Below are 22,926 nucleotides of genomic sequence, written 5' to 3'. Positions count from 1 at the left end.
AATATATATTGTTGTTACTTAAGCTTCGGCGTTGTCATTATCCAGAGTGACATTCGGATCGTTAAAGACATTCATATTCATCAATCCTACTTCACGATCTGTGGCAACCGCTGCGGTCATTGCACCCGATACGTTAGCTAAAGTTCGAGCCATATCAATAATTGGATCGACAGCGAGTACCATACCAATTAACGGGAAGTATTCGACCATTCCCATCCCAGATAAAACCACTGTTGCTGCAACGGTTGCTGTTCCTGGAATGCCTGCAATTCCTATTGATCCAATGACAACGACTATTACAAGCATAATGTAAAATTGAATATTGGTATCTATCCCAACCATATGGGCGACCATTACCGCTAATAATGCAGGAAAAAATCCAGCACAACCATTCATACCCATGGTGCTGCCAAGTGAGCCAACTAAGTTTGCTGTACCGGTGTTGACGCCCATTCTGACGGTTAATGTTGAAATAGTCATTGGTAAGGTGCCTACTGACGAGCGGCTAGTGAAAGCTAATAGCCATGTTCCTAATGCTTTTTTGATAAACATTACTGGTGAAATACCATGAATTAAAACAATTAATACATGTACAACAAGCATAACGAGAGTTGCAATATAAACCGCTGCAACAAAACTTGATACTTCAACAATTGCAGGAATACCATTAGATATAATTGTACGGGCGAGTAACGCAATGACAGCATACGGCATATATTTAATAATAGTCATTGCAATTGACATAACAATTTTATATAGCGCTTCAATAAATGTTTTAAAAAAGGCAATCGGTTGAGGGTTTTTCTTTTCCATTCTATTGGCGGCAAGCCCCATTAATGCTGAAAAGATAACTAATCCTACAATATTTTCTTTTGCCATGGCTCCGATAATATTGCTAGGGATCAGATTAACGAAGGTATCAATAATATTGGTATAATGTTTAGCTTGAGCGTGATGTACTGATGTTGAGCTTATTTCACCGAGTTCAAAAACGTTAGCTAAAACAATGCCGACTATACAAGCGATTGCCGTGGTGAAAAGTAACCAAAAAATGCCACGGAATGCTATTTGGGGTAAATTCTTTTTTCCCGAAAAATCAATAATAACTTTAACAATTGAGACAAATACCAGTGGAATCACTAGCATACGTATAAAGGCAATAAAGGCACGCCCAAAAAGACCATACCATGTTGCAATCTCTTGCATCCAAACTGTTGAACTTTTTGGAAAACCTGCCGACCATTGGATTCCCAGACCAAGAACCGCTCCAAGTATCAAGCCAACTAACATGCGTACTGAAAAATTAACTTTTTTGTCTTGTAATGGTTTCATTATGACAAAAAAACAGATGAGTAATAACCCAAGACCAATTAATGTTTGGTAATGAGTAATGGATAGGAACTTTTCAAAAAAAATCCCGTGAAAAATGGCATCTGACATAATCGATCCTCGCCCTTTTAGGGTGTATATAATTAAATAATTATCAATAATGCTTTAATTTTATCTATTAATCAATTTGTTAAGTGCTTTAAGAGTTTGTGTTGAGACTAAAGCCGTTGATTAACAAATTTAATTTTTTTATTGACTATTTTTGAGTGATTAGTAAACACTCTTTTCATCATCTCTATTTGGCAATAGAACCTGCAATATTTAAAATATCCCAAGGCCGTGAAAAAGGTGGTGCATACAGAAAATCTAGCATTGTAAGTTCGTCAATCTTCATTTGTGACCATATTGCTATTGCTAATACATTTATTCTCAATGCGGAACCACTGCCGCCGACTAATTGTCCCCCCAAAATCTTGCGTGTTTCAGCATGATAAATAAGTTTAGCCGTAACGGGTGATTGACCTTCGACATAATTACTGTGGTTTTTATCGTTTACTAAAACCGTTTTATAGGGGATACCTAATTTGATGGCTTCATTTTCAGTTATTCCTGTTCGTCCTGCTTCAATATCAAATACTCGGAGTGCTGATGTGCCTAACGTACCAGGAAATTGACAATTGCCACCTGCAATGTTTTCACCTACAATTTTCCCTAATTTGTTTGCGCCAGTTGCTAATGGAATATAGACTTTAGTTTGGCTGACTTTATGGAACAGCGTGGCACAATCTCCAGCGGCATAAATATCAGTGATATTTGTTCTACCTAAATCATCGGTAATAATGGCACCATTATTTAGGGTATTAATGCCAATGTTTTTGTAGATTTGACTATTTGGTCTAACACCGGTAGCGATAATGACCAGATCAGCAGGATATTGTCCTTTATTTGTAATAACCTGCGTCACTTTATCTTGACCAACAAAACCTTGGACACTTTCTTGTAAATGTAAGTCACAATGTTGCTCAATATTTTCCTGAATAATGTCAGTAAGTTGCTCATCGAATGCTTCGACTAATACTCGATTGTCTAATTGAATTAATTTTACTTTCTTTTTTAATGCAACCAGTGATTCGGCTATTTCCAATCCAATATAACCAGCTCCAACAATAATAATATTTTTGCATTCCGGTTTTGACAGCGCTTCTTTGATTGCTAATCCATCATAAAGATTGCGTAACGTAAAAATATTGTCCAGCTGATCATTCGCCAGTGTTGGAATAATTGGACTTGCACCTACAGCAAATAGCAATTTGTCATAGCTATCTTCAATGTTTTCACCGTTACTTAAATCTTTAATAAGTAATTTTTTTTGTTTAACATCAACAGATATCACTTCATGTCGTGTTTTTATTTCAATACCATCTTTTTGAAATTGTTCAGGTGTTCGGGATATCATTTCATTAGCATCAGTAAAATGATTGCCAATATAATAAGGTAAGCCACACGCACCGAATGAAACAATATCCGATTTTTCATAGATACGAATTGTTGCATTAGGGTTTATTCTTTTGGCTTTAGCTGCAGCACTCGCCCCAGCTGCTTGAGCTCCAATAATGATTATTTTCATCTATTATTCTCCTTTGTGCGCCTATTTTGAACACTTATCTGCTCATTGATCAAGGTAAAGTAACAAAGCATATCGATAAGTATTCATAATTGTCCATTTTAATTGTAATAAATGTACAATGATGTGTTAAATTTAACATTTCACTTGCAAATATAGTTTTAATCTTATTTTAAATCAAATTAATCGAAAAAAAAGTCGGATCGGTTTTTAAGATTCCGTCTGATGTATGAGATCGATGATAGTATTAATATGTTGTTGTGAATCATTTAATGCAGGGATGTAATGAAAGTGTTTTCCTCCTGAATTAAGGAATATTTCTCGATTTTCTTGATCTATTTCATAACAAGTTTCAATACAATCCGCAGAAAATCCTGGGCACATCACATGAACACGAGTCACGCCATTTAAAGCTAAATTTCTAAGTATGTCACTCGTGTTTGGTTCAACCCATTTTCCTTTTCCAAATTTTGATTGATAGGCCATTTGTATTGGCAGCGTGATGCCGTTCGCTAAACACTTTTCAATTAATAATAAGGTGGTGAGTTCACATCGCTCGATATAATCATCATGGCGTTTAATAATATAGCGCTCAGGCATACCATGATAAGAAAGGAGTAAAACATCGGGTTGCCCTTGTTCTAAAAAAGCCTGTTTTATCTGTAAATAGAGTGCATTAATGTAACTTGGGTGATCAGCATAGTCTCGAATATAGTGAATATTACTTCTTATAATATTGGTATCATTTAATTGTTTGATTTTATCCAGAACGGCAAGTGTTGTGGTTGTAGAATATTGCGGGAATAGGGGTAACAACGTAATTTTTTTACAGGATTTTAAGTTATTTAAGGCAGCTTGAAGACTCGGCTCACCATACGTCATGGCAAGTTCACATTTTATATTGGGTAAGTGTTGCTGCAATTTTTCGTGTAACAATTTACTGTAATGTAACAAAGGTGAACTACCCTTTATCCAGATTTTTTGGTAATGCTTGAGAATGTAGGGGATACGTTTAGGTAAAATAATATATTTTAAAATTGGATACCAAATAAAGCTGGGCAGATCAACAACATGTCGATCAAGCAAAAATTCTGTTAAATACTGTTTTATAGCATCTGGCGTTGTCGCGCTAGGTGTACCTAAATTAACCAATAATAAACCGTTTTTTTTATCCACAGCTTAGCCTCATTTGATATTAAGATAATGGTTAATAACTGCTAAAAGTCTACTGAGTGCTCCTTGATTTTGCTTCAAAACGAGATAGGCATTTTCGCCCAGTTGTACTCGGCGACTATTATCATTTAATAGGCGATCTATTGTTGAATATAAATCATCCGCTGAGTTTGTGCAAACAATCATTCCTTGCGCTTCAATCAACTGTTCACAAATCACTTGGAAATTAAAAAAATATTCACCGGTAATAATAGCAATATGGTGCAGTGCAGGCTCTAAAGGATTATGTCCACCCTGTTTTACTAGGCTACCACCAACAAAAGCGATATCTGCCATTGCGTAAAGCTCTACTAGTTCGCCCATTGTATCGCCCAAAACTATTTGAGTTTGTTCTGTAGGTATTTGATTTGTACTACGCTTTAAATAATTAAAACCATTATCACTAATGAGTTTTTCAACCGTTTTAAAACGTTCAGGATGACGTGGAACCAGAATTAACAATAAATTGGCATGTTTAAGCAGTAATTTTTTAAATGCAGTTAAAATAATTTCATCTTCGCCACTATGGGTACTTGCTGCAATTAACACAGGCCTTTTTAATTGCCATTGTTGTTTTAACTGGTTTATGTTTTGGCGCTGCTCATTGGATAAGTTAATATCAAACTTTATGCTGCCTGTTATTGCTAAATGATCAGCAGGTAAACCAAGTGAAACAAATCGTTCACCATCTTGCTGATTTTGAGCTGCCACCATACTGATTTTCGAAAATAATTGTTTGACTGCTTTGCCTAATTTGCCATAGCGAGCAGCAGATCGTTCTGATAATCTGGCATTTGCAATAATTAAAGGAATTTTTTGTTTATAACATTGGCTAATTAAATTAGGCCAAAGTTCAGTTTCCATAATTATAACAATTTTAGGCTTTGTGGTTTTTAAGAATCGTTTTATGGCTCCGGGCAGATCATAGGGTAGATAAACATGACTGACACTGTCTTTTAATAACGATTTTACTCGCTCAGAACCTGTCGACGTCATGGTGGTAACAGTGATTGGTAACTGTGGATATTTTTGTTGCAATGCTTTAATTAGCGGAATCGCCGCTATTGTTTCACCTACGGATACGGCATGCACTAAAATACCATTTGGTTTGACTTTATTTTTGCAAAAACCATATCGTTCTAACCAGCGCTGACGGTAGGCTGGCGCTTTACGACTGCGCCATAATAGTTTTAGCCAAACAAATGGCTGAATTAGATATAATAAAAGGGTATAGATAATTTGCATGCACGTTAATGATCTAGATTAAAAAAATGCTGACGATAATAGATAAGTTCTGAAATGGAATCACGAATATCGTCAAGCGCTTGATGAGTACCTTGTTTAGTAATGCCTTTCAAAATTTCGGGTTTCCAACGTTTTGCTAATTCTTTAATAGTACTGACATCTAAATAACGATAATGAAAATATTTTTCTAACTTCGGCATATAGTTAAATAAAAAACGTCGATCTTGACCAATCGTATTACCACATATTGGTGAGCAGTTTTCTGGTACCCATTGTTGTAAAAATGCGATGGTTTGTTGTTCGGCTTGCTGTTCTGAAATAGTACTTTTGCGTACACGGTCGATTAATCCCGAATTACCATGAGTGTTTTGATTCCATTCATCCATGAGCGCTAATTGTTCATCTGATTGATGAACAGCAATAACCGGACCTTCTGCAAGAATATTAAGGTCAGAATCAGTTACAATAGTGGCAATTTCAATAATACGATCAGTTTTTGGATCAAGTCCCGTCATTTCAAGATCAATCCAAATTAGATTACTACTATTAATTTGAGAGTGTTTGATCATAATTTGCTGTGGAAATTTTCTTTTTAATGCCGAGTAGTGTAGCATATCTGTCAAACTGTTTAGTAAAAAATTCGTAACTGTGGCAAAAAATCAATTATCAAAAAATCAAAAAAGGCGTGTAGCTGCTAAACATCAGCAACGATTAGAGACAAGACAAGATGATAACTTGTCGAGTTTTTCGTTGCCGCGTGAAGGTGTCGTTGTGAGTCGTTATGGTAAATCCGCTGACGTCGAAGATGATACTGGACTAATTTATCGTTGCAGTATTCGCCGTACCTTACCGTCGTTGGTTACTGGTGATAAAGTAATATGGCGAGAGAGTTTGGAACCCAATACTAATGGTATTATTGAGGCGGTACATCCTCGACACTCAGAATTGGTGCGTCCGGATTTTTATGACGGTGTAAAACCTGTCGCAGCCAATGTCGATCAGATTGTCATTATATCGGCAGTTTTACCGGAATTATCCTTGAACATTATTGATCGTTATTTAGTGGCTTGTGAAGCAACCAATATTCAGCCCATAATTGTGTTAAATAAAATTGATTTACTTACCCCTGAACAGCGTACGGAGATTGAAAAGCAGTTATCAATTTATCGGGATATTGGTTATCCGTTATTGTTTGTCTCTTGTCAAAATCAGCAAGGGTTAGCCCCTTTACAAGATGCATTACAAGGAAAAGTGTCTATTTTGGTTGGTCAGTCTGGTGTAGGTAAATCAAGCATTATTAATCTGTTATTGCCTGAACAGGCACAATCAGCTTTAACGGGCGATATCTCTGAATTATCGGGTCTTGGTCAACATACCACAACCTCTACACGGCTTTATCATTTACCCAATGGTGGCGATATTATTGATTCGCCGGGGATTCGTGAATTTGGATTATGGCATCTTGAACCTGAACAGGTTATTCATGGCTTTATAGAGTTCGGTGATTATTTAGGCGGGTGCCAATTCCGTGACTGCAATCACTTAAATACGCCAGGGTGCTTGTTACAAAAAGCGGTACAAGAAGGAAAAATAGCACCATCGAGACTTGATAATTATCATCGTATTTTACAATCCATGAAGGATGTGAAAGCTAAAACAAATAAAAGCTATAAATAGCCTGCTTTTCAATACGTTCAGAAAATGATAGTGAGCTTGAATGAGTTAGAAAACATTGCTCATAATCTCAAAACACATGATTATGAGCAATCAGATTAGCTATTTTAACTATTGGCGTTTTTTTAGTGCAAAACCGATAGCGACATACGCCCAACCTTGGAAAATAAGGTCAATTCCTAAAAACATGCCCAATACCCATAGGCTATCGTATGGCCAGCCGGCAATAATCATTAAACCTAAAATTAGCGTAATAATCCCCGATGCTAAAATCCATCCCCAACGTGGTATTTCTCGGTTATTTAATGATGCAAATATTTGCGTAAACCCACTGATAACCAGTAAGAGTGAAATTAGTAATGTAAATGCAGAAGAAACGGCAATAGGTTGGAAATACGCCATTAATCCAATAAAGATATACAAAATCCCCATCACTGCCCATAAGGATGTTTGACCAAAACCTTTAATATTAAAAGCATGTATTATTTGCGCAATACCTGCAATTAAAAGTAATGAACCGATAAAGTAAACAGAAAAGACAGTTGCAATAAACTGGTAGCCTAATGCTAAGCATCCCAAAATAATTAAAATCACACCGATAAAAATAAACCAGCCTGTTTTTTGTTTAAGATCTTGAGTATTATTTTCAGTAGATATCATATTAAATTCCTATTTTATATGGTTAACTTTCGGTTGTAATCAACATAGCCTTTCAATTCAAACTTGCCAGACGTTTTTAGCGAGCGAAAAGAAGGCATGACGGAGGTAATGCTAAATATGCAAAGAAAATGCGTACCATTTCCTTTGCGTATAATAATTAATCAATATAATAAAACTAATTGTCCTTTTAATTTTTATCTTTCAGTGCTTCGTCTAATGTTGAATAAAACATTAATTTATTCGAAATCGGTATAAACTTGGCTCTGGCTAATGTTTTCAATGGTTGGAATTGTAATTCACAAATAGATAAATCTACTTGTTCTGGCAATTCATCAACAAAATGGCGTAATGCATTAAGCCCACCCGCATCAAGAATAGGCACCGCATCCCACTGTAATACGATGTGCTCATAGCCATTTATTTTCTGATAGATTTCAGAAAAGGTACGTTCAGCGGCGGCAAAAAATAGTGGTCCATTAATGCGAAGTACTAATGTTTTTTCACTGCTTCGATTGAGTTCAACCAATCGTGTCATGTGTGCAATACGACGCATAAATAGGATTGAAGCTAAGACTATGCCAAGTGTTATAGCAATAACCATATCAAATAATACGGTTAAAGACATGCAAATAAGCATGATTAAAATATCATCTTTAGGTGCGCATTTAATTATATATATAACTCGTTGCACAGCGCTCATATTCCATGCCACAATTAATAACAAGGCCGCCATTGCTGATAAAGGAATATAGGATAATAATGGTGCAAAACAAATGAGTGCAAGCAATACTACAATCGAATGCAGCACGGCAGCAATAGGTGATGTTGCGCCTGCTTTGACATTAGCAGCGGAACGGGCTATAGCGGCTGTTGCTGAAATCCCTCCAAAAAACGGCGCAATGATATTGCCTAATCCTTGTCCGATAAGTTCACTATTTGAGTGATGTTTTGTATGGGTCATTTCATCTAATACGACGGCACATAATAATGATTCAATCGCGCATAGCATTGCCATTGTAAGCGAAATTGGAAGCAGAGCGGATAACATTGACCAATCCCATTTAAAATCAGCGTGCTGCCAAGGTAAGATAAATTCGGGTAAAACGGACGGGATACCATGACCGATGCTATTATCAGGTAAAATATAGGTAAATCGAGAACCGATAGTTTCAATTTCATAGCCAAATTGATTCAAAATAAACATGACCAAAATACCCGTTATTAATGCCGGTAAATGCCCGGATATTTTTATTCGAAGTTTCGGCCATACAATCAGTACTATCAGTGTTACAATCCCTACTAAAGTATCGGCAAAATTAATAGTTGGAAAGGTTTTAACTAAAGCGGTTACTTTGCTGATATAACTTTCCGGCATGTGTTCAAGTGTTAAACCAAAAAAATCTTTGATTTGCATGGTGGCGATAGTTATCGCAATGCCAGAGGTAAAGCCTAAAACAACAGGTAAAGGAATATATTCAATTAATCGACCAAGTCGAATTACTCCCATGATTATTAGAAAGACACCGGATAATAAGGTCGCAACAAGTAATCCAGACAAACCAAATTGTAATGAAACGGGATATAAAATCACGACAAATGCCGCTGTTGGGCCCGATACGCTGAAGCGTGAACCTCCGGTTAATGCAATGACAAAACCTGCAATTATTGCGGTGTAAAGCCCATGTTGTGGTGGAACACCACTCGCTATTGCTAAAGCCATGGCTAATGGTATAGCAATAATACCAACCGTAATACCAGCAATTAAATCCTTAAAAAAACGGGTAGATGTGTAACGATCTTTTATGCACGCTGCGATAAAAGCGCAACAAATTTTGGTGCCAGTTATGCCATATAATTTCATTATTTTTATTCGACTAATAGAAGTTTTTTGAAATGCTTACTAAGATAATCTTTTTTACAAAAATTAAAAGAGTGTTATTAAAATAATTTATATTGTCATTTAATTGCGTTAGGCTTTTTCAATTGAGGCATAAATAAGTTTATTAGGAATGATTTTGTAAATTGTTTCTAAGGTGCTTTTTTCTATTGATTTGATACCAGTATCGTTTAAAAATAATGTCGTAGACCCATTCGCTTTTCTTAATATGGTATGATTAGCAGGAGCAATGTATGGTAGTAATTAATCAAAACGTGTTTATTCATTCTTTTAGGGGAATAGGTGCAATTATGTTACTTGCTTTCTCTTCATTTTGTTTTGCATTACCACAACTAGCAGGCTCAAAGACGGCCTATCATTATGACACTAAGCAAACCATTACCCCTGCTCCAAAAGGCTATCAAGCATTTTATATTAATCATATTGGTCGTCATGGTTCTCGCTATATTAGTAAATCAAAATATGAAGAGATTGTTTATCAGACATTATTATTAGCCGACAAAGATAATCAACTCACTGATGAAGGAAAATCGTTACTCAAGCAAGTTTTGTATATTAAACAGTTGAATAATAATCACTATGGAGAGTTAACCGATTTAGGACGTCAAGATATAGGTCTCATCAGTCAGCGAATGTTAGCAAATAATCCAACGGTCTTTAAAGGCCATAACATTGCGGTAATTTCATCTACGTCGCCTAGGGCTAAAGAGACGGCTGAAATTTTTGTCCAACCCTTTAAAGCAAAATATCCTCATATTCAAGTCACCACCCAGCCCGAAAATGGACAAACGTTGTTACGCTTTTTTAACTATTCGCCTGCTTATGATAAATATAAACAGAGTAAAGCGGTTAAAAATGCCTTAAAAACAATTAAATGTTCACCTAAAACTGTCGCACTGAGTCAAACCGTCGCCATAAAATTTTTTACCCATAATTTTATTGAAAAATTAAATGTAGGAATGGATATTGGTGAATATTATTCGATTAAAACCGAAGATTTTAGTCTGGCCGTTTATCAACTCTATCAAGAGTTACAGGCATTACCCACAGAGGTATTAGTTAATCATCAACTTAATTTTGATAATTATTTTTCAGAGGAAGCAAATGCGTGGTTTAATACGGTTGTCACTGCAAAAAATTATTTACAAATTGGTCCGGCATTTGATGCCAATGGTATTCAAATTAAAACTGCTGCACCTTTATTAAGGAATATGCTAATGACAGCCGATAACGCAATTACCAATAATAATGTTGATGCTAATTTGCGTTTTGCCCATGCAGAGACGCTTTCACCATTAGCAACGCTAATGGAAATAGAGGGTACAGCAAAAGTTGCCAAGACGCTATTTGATTATCCGACTGTCTGGCATGCAGAAAAAATTATTCCTATGGGCGCCAATATACAATGGATTTTTTATAAAAGTGAACAACCACATCATCCGATACTAGTTAAAATCTTATTAAATGAACAAGAAGTCCATCTGCCAATTAGTACCCAACAATATCCTTATTATCGTTGGCAGGATGTTAAACAGTATTATACCAATAAATTAAATCAATTAGGCTTAAATGAAAATCAATCCGATATCGATATGCTTAAAAAATTAAAATGATTCTAGATTGAGCATATGGTAAATGACTGTTTTACTGAATTAGGTAAAGTAGAAACTATTTCTGCATAAGCCTATGATCCGTCAAATGACTAAACCTGAAGCCAGAAGGTTACTGGACCATCATTAATTAATGATACTTGCATATCTGCTGCAAACTGACCAGTTTGCGTCTTAATATTCTTTTGGCATTGCTCAACAAAGAATTGATACAGTCTATTGGCATCTTCTGGTTTAGCCCCTTTGGTAAAGCTTGGACGCATTCCTTTTTGGGTATCTGCAACTAAAGTAAATTGGGATACAACAAGAACTTCACCTTGAGCTTGATTAACATTAAGGTTCATCTTACCGTCACTGTCACTAAAAATACGGTAGCCAAGAACTTTTTCACATAATCGAATTGCTTTTTGTTCATCATCATCTTGCTCGACACCGAGTAATATCAACAAACCATGATTAATTTTTCCAATAATCTGATCTTCAACAGTGACAGAAGCTTGTTTAACACGTTGGATTAAGGCAATCATAAAAATATTACTCCGCTTGAGCTTGGTTATCCGATATTCGTTTTTTAGGGCGGTTAAATTCGGTTAAGGTTGCTGCAAATTCAGCGCCAAATAAGACAATACACCAAGAACAGTAAATCCAAACAAGCATGATTGGAATAGAAGATACTACGCCATAGATTAACTGATAAGTTGGAAATGAACTTACATAAAACGCAAAGGCACGTTTACCTATTTCAAACAATATTGCTGCAACAATCGCACCAATGAATGACTCTTTAAAAGGAACGGATTCAGTAGGGATAATACTGTAAAGTAACCAAAATCCAACGACAGAAATAATAAACGGTAAACTACTCAGCATAATATTCCCCGTTGCTCCAGTTGATAACCAGTTTAACGAAAATATATATGAACTGACCGCTACACTTGAGCCCGCTAAAATAGGCCCCAAAGTCAATATTGTCCAGTACATAGTTAGATTATACATAAATGAGCGTTTGCGTTTTGTTCTCCAAATATGATTAAGGGCACTATTAATTGAGTTAATAAGCAATAATGAGGTAACGATTAATCCAACTATACCCACTACCGTCATCTTTTTAGTATTGGTGATAAATTGTTCTAAGTAATTTTGAATGGTATCACTTGCGGTAGGCACGAGATTACTGTAAATGAGCTGTTTTAGCGATAAGCTAATTTCATCAAACATTGGAAAAGCGGATAATAATGAAAAAATAACAGTAATAAGCGGAACAAGTGCCAGTATTGTGGTATAGGCAAGGCTGGCAGAGGATGTGGTCAACTGATCTTGATTGATTTTAGCCCACAACATTTTTAAGAACAACGTTATCTGCTGAAATGTTTTCATGGTTTTTTCTATTTGTTAGAAAGAATACAATTATTGATCCCACTATTTTTTAATGAGTTCAACGCTTTATCAGCTTCGCTTTTGCTAGTATAGGGCCCAGCTGTAACGCGATATAACTGACCAGAAGAAATATTACCATTTATACCTGTCATAGCAAGTTGAGCTTTTAGGGTGTCCGCATTGGCTTTTTCCTTAAAAGCACCACATTGTAATGTCCATTTCGTTGTTGTCGATGAGGTTTGATTGGTATTCGATCGTGTATTGGTGTTATTCGCAAAACTGTCTAAAATTTGTTGCCGTTCGCTTGCAACTGAATTCGATGTTGCGTTTGAACTGGCATTGGGTGTTTCTAGCGCTTTAAGGTATGTCCAACGTTCCTGAGGTTGCTCTGGTAAGGTAACGGCAGGTGGAGGCGTTTTGACTTTTGGTTGTTCAACGGGTTTGTTAGGTTTATTATTGGTAATTAAATAGAGAATGGCGGAAAATAAGACAATAAGAACAATTGCCATAAATATCATAAATTTTGGCATAAAGCTTGATTTGTTTTTTTTCGGTCGACTTTTTCTTCTCACATAATCACGCTGAACCACAATATACTCTCTTATTCTTTTTTTATTGATATGGAATAACTGATTATTATACAAATAAAAAAAGTGGCTTACACCACTTTTTAGCATTTTCTTTAACTACAATAGTTAACAGATTCGGGCATTAAGCCAATGCTTTAATCTGTTTAATTAAATTTGCTTTATGACGTGCAGCTTTATTTTTGTGGATTAAGCCACGAGCCGCTTGACGGTCAACAACTGCTTGCATGTCTTTGAATGCTACTTCAGCTGTTTGTTTATCACCAGCTGCAACAGCTGCGTAAACTTTCTTGATATAAGTACGCATCATTGAACGGTTACTAGCATTATGTTTACGGCGTTTTTCGGATTGAACCGCACGTTTTTTAGCTGATTTGATATTAGCCAAAGTCAACTCCCAAGTTTAAATAAAATTACATATTAATAAGGCGGCAAAATATGCCTGATTTTCTGCCAGTTGTCAATGCTGTTACATAAAAAATTTGCAATTTATAAATTACACATTGATGACAAACGTTTACTATTTGAACAATAATCGCTATAACCTAAAAAGAATTTTTATGTTAGAATACGTGAAGTTTATTTTTATTTATATTTTTTTATTAAGAGGAAGTCTCATGTCTGTTATTAGAATGCAAGATCTTGATCTAAAAGGGAAACGTTTATTTATTCGTTCAGATCTTAATGTACCAGTCAAAAATGGTAAAGTCACTTCTGATGCACGTATCAAGGCATCATTACCGACAATTGAAGAAGCAATCAAAAAAGGCGCTAAAGTGATGGTGACTTCTCACATTGGTCGTCCAACAGAAGGAGAATATAACCCTGAATTCTCATTGCAACCAGTCGTTGATTACTTAAAAGAACATGTTTCATTTCCTGTCCGTCTTGTTAAAGATTACCTTGATGGTGTAGATGTTAAAGAAGGCGAATTAGTGGTTCTTGAAAATGTACGCTTCAATGTGGGTGAAGGTAAAGATGATGAAACGTTATCTAAAAAGTATGCCGCACTTTGTGATATCTATGTAATGGATGCATTTGGAACAGCTCACCGTGCTCAAGCTTCAACGCATGGTGTGGGTAAATTTGCACCTATCGCATGTGCTGGTCCTTTATTAGCTGCGGAACTTGATGCATTAGGAAAAGCACTTGATAACCCAGCTCGTCCAATGGTTGCGATTGTTGCGGGTTCTAAAGTATCAACTAAACTTACTGTACTTGATTCGCTTTCAAAAATCGCTGATCAAATTATTGTCGGTGGCGGTATTGCTAATACTTTCATTGCGGCTGAAGGTTATAATGTAGGTAAATCACTATATGAAGCAGATTTAATCCCGGAAGCGAAAAAATTGATGGCTAACTGCCATATTCCTGTTCCAACTGATGTGCGTGTTGCGACTGAATTCAGTGAAACAGCAACGGCTACAGAAAAATCTGTTTCTGATGTTAAAGAAAATGAACAAATTCTTGATTTAGGTGATAAATCAGCTGAAGCATTAGCTGATATTATTAAAAAAGCGAAAACCATATTATGGAATGGTCCAGTTGGTGTATTTGAATTCCCTAATTTCCGTCGTGGGACTGAAATTGTTGCTAAAGCAATTGCTGATAGTGAAGGTTTTTCAATTGCTGGTGGTGGTGATACGTTAGCTGCAATTGACTTATTTGGAATTGAAGATAAAATTTCTTACATCTCAACTGGTGGAGGTGCCTTCCTTGAGTTTGTTGAAGGTAAAAAACTTCCTGCTGTTGCAATGTTAGAAGCGAGAGCAAAAGCATAATATAGATTCAGTAAAAAGGATGAGATGATTACTCATCCTTTATTTTTTATAATAATTAAATCATAGGTAATAAAATGGCTACAAAGATTTCTGATGTCGTTAAACCCGGTGTTGTAACTGGTGATGATGTTCAAAAAGTATTTCAAATCGCTCGTGAAAATAACTTTGCTTTACCAGCAGTTAACTGTGTTGATACCAACACAATTAATGCGGTAATTGAAACAGCGGCAAAAGTAGGTTCTCCTGTTATTGTTCAATTCTCAAATGGTGGTGCACAGTTCATCGCTGGTAAAGGTCTTAAATTAGAAGGACAAGAATGTGCAGTACTAGGTGCTATTTCTGGTGCAAAACATGTTCATTTAATGGCTGAAAAATATGGTGTGCCAGTGATTGTTCACACTGACCACTGTGCAAGAAAATTACTTCCATGGGTTGATGGCTTACTTGATGCTGGTGAAACTCACTTTGCTAAAACCGGTAAACCACTATTTTCTTCACATATGATCGACCTGTCAGAAGAAACATTAAAAGATAACATTGATATTTGTTGTCAGTATCTTGCTCGTATGTCTGCAATGAAAATGACATTAGAGCTAGAATTAGGTTGTACTGGTGGTGAAGAAGATGGTGTGGATAATAGCCATATGGACAGTTCAGCACTTTATACTCAACCTGAAGATGTCGCTTATGCTTATGAGCGTTTAAGCGAAATTAGTCCTCGTTTCACTATCGCTGCATCATTTGGTAACGTGCATGGTGTATATAAACCAGGTAATGTTAAATTAACACCAAAAATTTTAGATAACTCACAAAAATACGTATCAGAAAAATTCAACTTACCTGAAAAATCACTGAATTTTGTATTCCATGGTGGTTCAGGCTCAACACCTGAAGAAATTGCAGAAGCAGTTAGTTATGGTGTTATCAAAATGAATATCGATACCGATACTCAATGGGCTAACTGGGCGGGTATTTTAGATTACTACAAAGCTAATGAAGCTTATTTACAAGGTCAATTAGGTAATCCTGAAGGACCTGATGCGCCAAACAAAAAATACTATGATCCACGTGTTTGGTTACGTAAAGGTCAAGATTCTTTAGTTGCTCGTTTAGAACTTGCATTTAAAGAACTTAACGCTGTTAACGTACTTTAATTAACGTTTTCATTTTTAATACAAAGTGGGGGAATCGCCTACTTTGTATTAATTGTTCATAAAATAAATCTTGCATTTGTATATCAATTGTAGGATAATTCTGCCCTCATTTAACTTAGGGGAGCTGTCTATTTATATAATAGAAGCGTTTGCACCCGAGAGAAGGAAACCAAAAAATGGCAAAAAAAGTACAGGCTTACATCAAGTTGCAAGTTGCAGCTGGTGCAGCAAATCCTAGTCCACCAGTTGGTCCAGCACTTGGTCAACATGGTGTTAATATCATGGAATTCTGTAAAGCATTTAATGCGAAAACAGAAAGCATGGAAAAAGGTCTACCTATTCCAGTTGTTATTTCAGTCTATTCAGACCGTTCATTCACCTTTGTTACTAAGACTCCTCCTGCGGCAGTACTATTGAAGAAAGCTGCTAAAATCAAGTCTGGTTCAGGTGAGCCTAACAAGAAAAAAGTAGGTAAAGTAACGAGTGCTCAAATTCGCGAAATCGCTGAATTAAAAGCTGCAGATATGAATGGTGCTACCATTGAATCAATGATGCGTTCTATTGAAGGAACCGCTCGTTCAATGGGCTTGGAAGTGGAGGGTTAATCGATGGCTAAATTATCTAAGAAAGCTAAACTTATCCGCGAAAAAGTGAATGCAACTAAACAATATGAAATCAACGAAGCAATTGCTTTATTAAAAGAGCTTGCGACTGCTAAATTTACTGAAAGCGTTGATGTTGCTGTAAATTTAGGTATTGATTCACGTAAATCAGACCAAAATGTTCGTGGTGCAATTGTATTGCCACATGGTACTGGTCGTAGCGTTCGTGTAGCTGTGTTTACACAAGGTGCAAATGCAGAAGCAGCTAAAGAAGCGGGTGCTGAATTAGTTGGTATGGACGATCTTGCGGATCAAATCAAAAAAGGCGAAATGAATTTTGATGTTGTTATCGCATCGCCAGACGCTATGCGTGTAGTTGGTCAATTAGGTCAAATTTTAGGACCACGTGGTTTAATGCCAAACCCTAAAGTAGGTACTGTAACGCCTAACGTTGCTGAAGCAGTAAAAAATGCGAAAGCAGGTCAAATCCGTTACCGTAACGATAAAAATGGTATTATCCATACTACTATCGGTAAAGCTGATTTTGATGCAGCTAAACTTAAAGAAAATTTAGAAGCATTACTTGTTGCGTTAAAACGTGCAAAACCAGCATCCTCTAAAGGTGTCTTTGTGAAGAAAGTAAGTCTTTCTACTACTATGGGCGCTGGTGTTGCTATCGATCAAACAACATTGAATGCATCTGTTTAATTAATCATTATTAATTAAACAAAAAAATCGGTTGGTGTCTGGCCTTAACCAGACCCCGTCCAAGACCGTAGGTGTAATTGACGTTTAATTACTTAATTTTCCTACGTAGACGGTGACAGAACCTGATAAGATATAATACAGGAATTCTGCTCATCGTGGTTGTGCTAACTATATTGTTATAGTTAGTTTAAATAAGTCTAGGCTTTGCCTAGTTTTAATCCAGGAGCAAAACCAATGGCACTAAATCTTCAAAATAAACAAGAAATTGTTGCTGAAGTTAATGAAATCGCCAAAGGTGCGCTATCTGCAGTTGTTGCCGATTCTCGTGGCGTAACTGTAGAAAAAATGACTGCATTACGTAAATCTGCTCGTGAAGCGGGTGTTTATATGCGTGTTGTTCGTAATACGCTATTACGCCGTGTTGTAGAGGGCACTCAATATGAGTGTTTAAAAGATACGTTTGTTGGTCCTACTCTAATTGCGTTTTCAAACGAGCACCCAGGTGCTGCTGCGCGTATTTTTAAAGCGTTTGCAAAAGAAAACGATAAATTTGAGATTAAAGCCGCAGCCTTTGAAGGGGAGTTAATTACTGCAGCGAACATTGATCGCTTAGCAACATTACCTACTTATGAAGAAGCATTAGCTCGCTTGATGTCAACCATGAAAGAAGCCGCAGCAGGCAAATTGGTTCGTACTCTTGCAGCTGTTCGTGATCAAAAAGAAGCTGCTTAATTAGCAGTATGATGACGAATTTTATTAATTAAAAATTGTAAATTTGGGAAACTATATTATGTCTATCACTAAAGAACAAATTTTAGATGCAGTTGCTGAAATGTCTGTAATGGACGTTGTTGAACTAGTATCTATGATGGAAGAAAAATTCGGTGTTTCTGCAGCAGCAGCAGTTGCAGTTGCAGCAGCAGGTCCAGCTGAAGCAGCTGAAGAGAAAACTGAATTTGATGTAATCTTAAAAGATGTTGGTGCAAATAAAGTAGCTGTTATCAAAGCAGTTCGTGGTGCAACTGGTTTAGGCTTAAAAGAAGCTAAAGATCTTGTTGAATCAGCTCCTGCAACAGTTAAAGAAGGTGTTAGCAAAGCTGATGCTGAAGAACTTAAAAAGGCACTTGAAGAATCTGGTGCAGCTGTCGAACTTAAATAAGTTAATCGATAGCAAGCTAAATGGCTGGGGGTTTTACCTCCAGCCTTTTTGCGCTGTAAAAAGTCGAAGAATTTTATTTGAAGACTATCAATAAAAAGCAATAAAGAAATAGTATATTTATTAAGCCTAATCAATTGATATTTATAGATATTTTCGATGAGGTGTCAGGCGTTATTATTCGATTGAAGTGCTCCTGATGAATATTTAATCATGCTAAAATAGCAGATAAGCAAGTTGAGGAACTAATGGTTTACTCTTATACCGAGAAAAAACGAATTCGTAAGAATTTTGGTAAGCGTCCACAAGTCTTGGATATACCGTATCTTCTTTCTATTCAACTTGATTCGTTCCAGAAATTTATTGAGCAAGATCCAGAAGGTCAGTATGGTTTAGAAGCCGCTTTTCGTTCAATATTTCCGATAAAAAGTTATAGTGGTAATGCTGAGTTACAATACGTGAGCTTTAAGATGGGCGAACCTGTGTTTGATGTAAAAGAATGTCAAATTAGAGGGATCACTTACTCAGCACCGTTGCGCGTAAAATTACGTTTAGTTATTTATGATAAAGATGCACCAGAAGGAACTGTAAAAGATATTAAAGAGCAAGACGTCTACATGGGCGAAATTCCTTTAATGACGGACAATGGAACATTTGTAATCAATGGTACCGAACGGGTAATCGTTTCACAATTACATCGTAGTCCAGGTGTGTTCTTTGATAGTGATAAAGGTAAAACACACTCTTCTGGTAAAGTTTTATATAATGCTCGGATTATTCCTTATCGTGGCTCTTGGCTTGATTTCGAATTTGATCCAAAAGACAATCTTTTTGCTCGTATTGACCGTCGTCGTAAACTTCCAGCAACAATTATTTTGCGCGCATTAGGTTATGAAACAGAAGAAATTTTAAATATCTTCTTTGAGAAGACCATTTTTGAAGTTGGCAAATCTAAATTAAAAATGGATTTAGTCCCAGAGCGTTTACGTGGTGAAACAGCCTTATTTGATATTGAATCAAAAGGTAAAGTGTACGCTGAAAAAGGTCGCCGTATTACTGCACGTCATATTCGTGAATTAGAAAAAGATAAAGTAAGCAAAATTGATGTACCTGTTGAATACATCGTTAATAAAGTGCTTGCTAAAAACTATGTTAATGACGCGACAGGTGAAGTCATTGCATTCGCTAATACACCAATTTCTTTAGAATTGTTATTAGAATTAACGAATGCAGGCTACAAAAAAATTGAAACATTATTCACCAATGATCTTGATCATGGTGCGTTTATCTCTGAAACATTAAATGTTGATTCAACACGCGATCGTTTAGGTGCATTAGTTGAAATTTATCGCATGATGCGACCAGGTGAGCCACCTACAAAAGAAGCTGCAGAAGCGTTATTTGACAACTTATTCTTCTCTGATGAACGTTATGATTTATCAGCTGTTGGTCGAATGAAATTTAATCGTTCTTTAGGTCGTGATGATATCGAAGGTCAAAGCGTCTTAACTAAAGATGATATCGTTGACGTTATGAAGAAATTAATCAGTATTCGTAATGGTCATGGTGATGTTGATGATATCGACCACTTAGGTAATCGTCGTATTCGTAGCGTTGGTGAAATGGCAGAAAACCAATTCCGTATTGGTTTAGTGCGTGTTGAAAGAGCCGTAAAAGAGCGTTTATCTTTAGGTGATCTTGATTCATTAATGCCACAAGATATGATTAATGCTAAACCAATTTCAGCGGCAATCCGTGAGTTCTTTGGTTCTAGCCAGTTATCTCAGTTTATGGATCAAAACAATCCATTATCTGAAATTACGCATAAACGTCGTATTTCTGCATTAGGTCCGGGTGGTTTAACTCGTGAGCGAGCAGGCTTTGAAGTCCGTGACGTACATCCAACTCATTATGGTCGCGTATGTCCGATTGAAACGCCTGAAGGTCCAAACATCGGTTTGATTAACTCGTTAGCGGTCTATTCTCGTACTAATGAGTATGGTTTCTTAGAAACACCATATCGTCGAGTGATTGACGGTGTTGTGACTGATGAAATTAATTATTTATCAGCAATTGACGAAAGTGAATTTGTTATTGCACAGGCGAACTCAAACCTTGATGAAGAAGGTCGCTTTAAAGAAGATTTAGTGACTTGTCGTTTAAATGGTGAATCAGGCTTATATAGTCCTGAACAAGTTCATTATATGGACGTTTCAACACAACAAATCGTGTCGGTTGGTGCGTCATTAATTCCATTCTTGGAACATGACGATGCGAACCGTGCTTTGATGGGTGCAAACATGCAACGTCAAGCAGTTCCGACATTAAAAGCGGAAAAACCATTTGTTGGTACTGGTATGGAACGTGCGGTAGCTGTTGACTCAGGTGTAACAGCCGTTGCTCGTCGTGGTGGTACTGTTCAATATGTTGATGCGTCACGTATCGTAGTCAATGTCAATGCCGATGAAATGTATGCAGGTGAAACAGGGATTGATATTTATAACTTAACTAAATATACCCGTTCTAACCAAAATACTTGTATCAATCAAATTCCATGTGTGGAATTAGGCGAAAAAGTTGAACGTGGTGATGTACTTGCAGATGGTCCATCAACTGATTTAGGTGAACTCGCACTAGGTCAAAACATGCGTGTGGCATTTATGCCATGGAATGGTTATAACTTTGAGGATTCTATTTTAGTTTCTGAAAAAGTGGTACAAGATGATCGTTTCACCTCGATCCATATCCAAGAGTTATCTTGTGTATCTCGTGATACTAAATTAGGTGCTGAAGAAATCACAGCTGATATTCCAAATGTGGGTGAAGCTGCGCTTTCTAAATTAGATGAATCAGGTATTGTTTATATTGGTGCTGAAGTGAAAGGTGGTGATATTCTTGTTGGTAAAGTGACGCCTAAAGGTGAAACACAATTAACACCAGAAGAAAAATTACTACGTGCAATTTTCGGTGAAAAAGCATCTGATGTTAAAGATACGTCTTTACGTGTACCAAATGGTGTTTCTGGTACGGTTATTGATGTCCAAGTCTTCACTCGTGATGGTGTACAAAAAGATAAACGTGCACTTGAAATTGAAGAGATGCAACTTAAACAAGCAAGAAAAGATTTAACTGAAGAGCTTAAAATCTTAGAAGCAGCTTTATTTGCGCGTATTCGTGATGTGTTAATTTCAGGTGGTATTAAAGCTGATAAATTAGATGCCTTACCACGAGAAAAATGGTTAACAATCGGTATTTCAAACGAAAGCAAACAAGCACAGTTAGAGCAACTTGCTGAACAGCACGAAGAAATTAAACTTGAGTTTAACAAAAAGCTTGAAGCTAAACGCATGAAGATTACCCAAGGTGATGATTTACAACCTGGTGTGCTCAAAATTGTTAAAGTTTACTTAGCGGTTAAACGTCAAATTCAGCCTGGTGATAAAATGGCGGGTCGTCATGGTAACAAAGGGGTTATCTCTAAGATTAATCCAATTGAAGATATGCCATATGATGACAAAGGTCGTCCAGTTGATATCGTGCTAAACCCACTAGGGGTTCCGTCTCGTATGAACATTGGACAGATCCTAGAAACCCACTTAGGTATGGCGGCTAAAGGTATTGGTCAAAAAATTGACACAATGCTTAAAGAACAGCAAGAACTTGCTAAATTACGTGAGTTTATCCAAAAAGCATACGATCTTGGTTTAGGTGCTGCACAAAAAGTTAATGTTGCAGAATTTACCGATCAAGAAGTGATGACATTGGCACAAAATTTACGTAATGGTATGCCACTTGCTACACCAGTGTTTGATGGTGCAAAAGAGCAAGAAATCAAGTCATTACTAGAATTGGGTGATTTGCCGACTTCAGGTCAAATTACATTATATGATGGTCGTACAGGTGAACAGTTTGAACGTCCGGTAACGGTAGGTTATATGTACATGCTGAAATTAAATCACTTAGTTGATGATAAGATGCATGCACGTTCTACAGGTTCATATAGTCTGGTTACTCAACAGCCATTGGGTGGTAAAGCTCAATTTGGTGGTCAGCGTTTCGGTGAGATGGAAGTATGGGCACTTGAAGCTTATGGTGCTGCTTACACACTACAAGAAATGCTAACGGTTAAATCAGATGACGTAAACGGCCGTACTAAGATGTATAAAAATATTGTAGATGGTGATCATCGTATGGAACCGGCGATTCCAGAATCATTTAATGTATTGTTAAAAGAGATTCGTTCGTTAGGTATTAATATCGAGTTAGATGAAGAGTAATCTTCACTCACTAAAAATGATTTCTATTTATAG

General features: G+C 36.5%; 20 protein-coding genes. 9 read left to right on the top strand and 11 right to left on the bottom strand.

All coding sequences use genetic code 11. The features are described 5' to 3' along the window. Nucleotides 1-18: 18 nt before the first annotated feature. The 5 genes from ACGH6R_RS09085 to orn form a co-directional block, all read right to left on the bottom strand. Nucleotides 19-1,440 (bottom strand): cation:dicarboxylate symporter family transporter, encoded by a 1,422-nt coding sequence (locus ACGH6R_RS09085; RefSeq protein WP_411599529.1) that lies wholly within the window; start codon nt 1,438-1,440, stop codon nt 19-21. Between the two features lie 184 nt (nt 1,441-1,624). Beyond that, on the bottom strand, nt 1,625-2,956 hold the full coding sequence (locus ACGH6R_RS09080; RefSeq protein WP_411599528.1) for a CoA-disulfide reductase: 1,332 nt from the start codon (nt 2,954-2,956) through the stop codon (nt 1,625-1,627). A 207-nt stretch (nt 2,957-3,163) separates the two neighbouring features. Beyond that, a complete protein-coding gene (gene hemH, locus ACGH6R_RS09075; protein ID WP_411599526.1) occupies nt 3,164-4,129 on the bottom strand; it encodes a ferrochelatase in 966 nt (321 codons plus the stop codon). Between the two features lie 9 nt (nt 4,130-4,138). After that, a complete protein-coding gene (gene waaA, locus ACGH6R_RS09070) occupies nt 4,139-5,410 on the bottom strand; it encodes a lipid IV(A) 3-deoxy-D-manno-octulosonic acid transferase (protein WP_411599525.1) in 1,272 nt (423 codons plus the stop codon). A 5-nt stretch (nt 5,411-5,415) separates the two neighbouring features. Next, complete coding sequence (gene orn, locus ACGH6R_RS09065) at nt 5,416-5,979, bottom strand: oligoribonuclease (RefSeq protein WP_411599523.1); 564 nt, start codon at nt 5,977-5,979, stop codon at nt 5,416-5,418. Nucleotides 5,980-6,058: 79 nt separating this feature from the next. Here orn and rsgA point away from each other — a divergent pair, with 79 nt between their 5' ends. After that, entirely contained in the window at nt 6,059-7,087 is a 1,029-nt protein-coding gene (rsgA, locus tag ACGH6R_RS09060; protein WP_267360792.1) for a small ribosomal subunit biogenesis GTPase RsgA, read from the top strand. 108 nt (nt 7,088-7,195) lie between these two features. Here rsgA and ACGH6R_RS09055 read toward each other — a convergent pair whose 3' ends face one another. After that, complete coding sequence (locus ACGH6R_RS09055) at nt 7,196-7,744, bottom strand: HdeD family acid-resistance protein (RefSeq protein ID WP_411599521.1); 549 nt, start codon at nt 7,742-7,744, stop codon at nt 7,196-7,198. A 187-nt stretch (nt 7,745-7,931) separates the two neighbouring features. Continuing rightward, nucleotides 7,932-9,605, bottom strand: a complete 1,674-nt coding sequence (gene dauA / locus ACGH6R_RS09050) for a C4-dicarboxylic acid transporter DauA (protein ID WP_220215986.1) — start codon at nt 9,603-9,605, stop codon at nt 7,932-7,934. Nucleotides 9,606-9,874: 269 nt separating this feature from the next. Between dauA and ACGH6R_RS09045 the strand changes: the two genes are divergently transcribed. Further along, the gene (locus ACGH6R_RS09045) at nt 9,875-11,254 is read left to right on the top strand and encodes a histidine-type phosphatase (RefSeq protein WP_411599519.1); all 1,380 of its coding nucleotides are present in this window, start codon (nt 9,875-9,877) and stop codon (nt 11,252-11,254) included. An 89-nt stretch (nt 11,255-11,343) separates the two neighbouring features. Here the strand turns inward: ACGH6R_RS09045 and dtd are convergent, their stop codons facing one another. Genes dtd through rpsT form a run of 4 tightly spaced genes read right to left on the bottom strand, consistent with a single transcriptional unit; the run spans nt 11,344 to nt 13,603 of the window. Next, nucleotides 11,344-11,778 carry a D-aminoacyl-tRNA deacylase gene (dtd, locus tag ACGH6R_RS09040; protein WP_267360798.1) on the bottom strand — a complete coding sequence of 145 codons (435 nt, stop codon included), beginning with the start codon at nt 11,776-11,778 and terminating at the stop codon, nt 11,344-11,346. A 7-nt stretch (nt 11,779-11,785) separates the two neighbouring features. Next, entirely contained in the window at nt 11,786-12,628 is an 843-nt protein-coding gene (locus ACGH6R_RS09035; RefSeq protein WP_267352147.1) for a virulence factor BrkB family protein, read from the bottom strand. Between the two features lie 8 nt (nt 12,629-12,636). Continuing rightward, a complete protein-coding gene (locus tag ACGH6R_RS09030) occupies nt 12,637-13,305 on the bottom strand; it encodes an SPOR domain-containing protein (protein ID WP_411597366.1) in 669 nt (222 codons plus the stop codon). A gap of 34 nt (nt 13,306-13,339) precedes the next feature. After that, nucleotides 13,340-13,603 (bottom strand): 30S ribosomal protein S20, encoded by a 264-nt coding sequence (rpsT, locus tag ACGH6R_RS09025; RefSeq protein ID WP_025316521.1) that lies wholly within the window; start codon nt 13,601-13,603, stop codon nt 13,340-13,342. A 229-nt stretch (nt 13,604-13,832) separates the two neighbouring features. Between rpsT and pgk the strand changes: the two genes are divergently transcribed. The 7 genes from pgk (at nt 13,833) to rpoB (ending at nt 22,893) form a co-directional block, all read left to right on the top strand. Continuing rightward, nucleotides 13,833-14,996, top strand: coding sequence for a phosphoglycerate kinase (gene pgk / locus ACGH6R_RS09020; RefSeq protein ID WP_065559751.1), 1,164 nt, complete (start codon nt 13,833-13,835; stop codon nt 14,994-14,996). A 74-nt stretch (nt 14,997-15,070) separates the two neighbouring features. Beyond that, complete coding sequence (fbaA, locus tag ACGH6R_RS09015; protein ID WP_065559750.1) at nt 15,071-16,150, top strand: class II fructose-bisphosphate aldolase; 1,080 nt, start codon at nt 15,071-15,073, stop codon at nt 16,148-16,150. Between the two features lie 176 nt (nt 16,151-16,326). Then, entirely contained in the window at nt 16,327-16,755 is a 429-nt protein-coding gene (gene rplK, locus ACGH6R_RS09010) for a 50S ribosomal protein L11 (RefSeq protein ID WP_065559749.1), read from the top strand. A 3-nt stretch (nt 16,756-16,758) separates the two neighbouring features. Then, complete coding sequence (gene rplA, locus ACGH6R_RS09005) at nt 16,759-17,460, top strand: 50S ribosomal protein L1 (protein ID WP_065559748.1); 702 nt, start codon at nt 16,759-16,761, stop codon at nt 17,458-17,460. Between the two features lie 234 nt (nt 17,461-17,694). Next, a complete protein-coding gene (rplJ, locus tag ACGH6R_RS09000) occupies nt 17,695-18,192 on the top strand; it encodes a 50S ribosomal protein L10 (protein ID WP_025316516.1) in 498 nt (165 codons plus the stop codon). 58 nt (nt 18,193-18,250) lie between these two features. Beyond that, nucleotides 18,251-18,619 (top strand): 50S ribosomal protein L7/L12, encoded by a 369-nt coding sequence (gene rplL / locus ACGH6R_RS08995; RefSeq protein ID WP_065559747.1) that lies wholly within the window; start codon nt 18,251-18,253, stop codon nt 18,617-18,619. A 245-nt stretch (nt 18,620-18,864) separates the two neighbouring features. Beyond that, on the top strand, nt 18,865-22,893 hold the full coding sequence (gene rpoB / locus ACGH6R_RS08990; protein WP_065559746.1) for a DNA-directed RNA polymerase subunit beta: 4,029 nt from the start codon (nt 18,865-18,867) through the stop codon (nt 22,891-22,893). Nucleotides 22,894-22,926 lie beyond the last annotated feature (33 nt).

This window comes from Gilliamella sp. CG13 (genome assembly GCF_046635805.1).
Classification (GTDB): domain Bacteria; phylum Pseudomonadota; class Gammaproteobacteria; order Enterobacterales; family Orbaceae; genus Gilliamella; species Gilliamella apicola_I.
The sequence above is the reverse complement of the archived record's forward strand: the minus strand, read 5'-3'. Positions and strand labels throughout refer to the sequence as shown.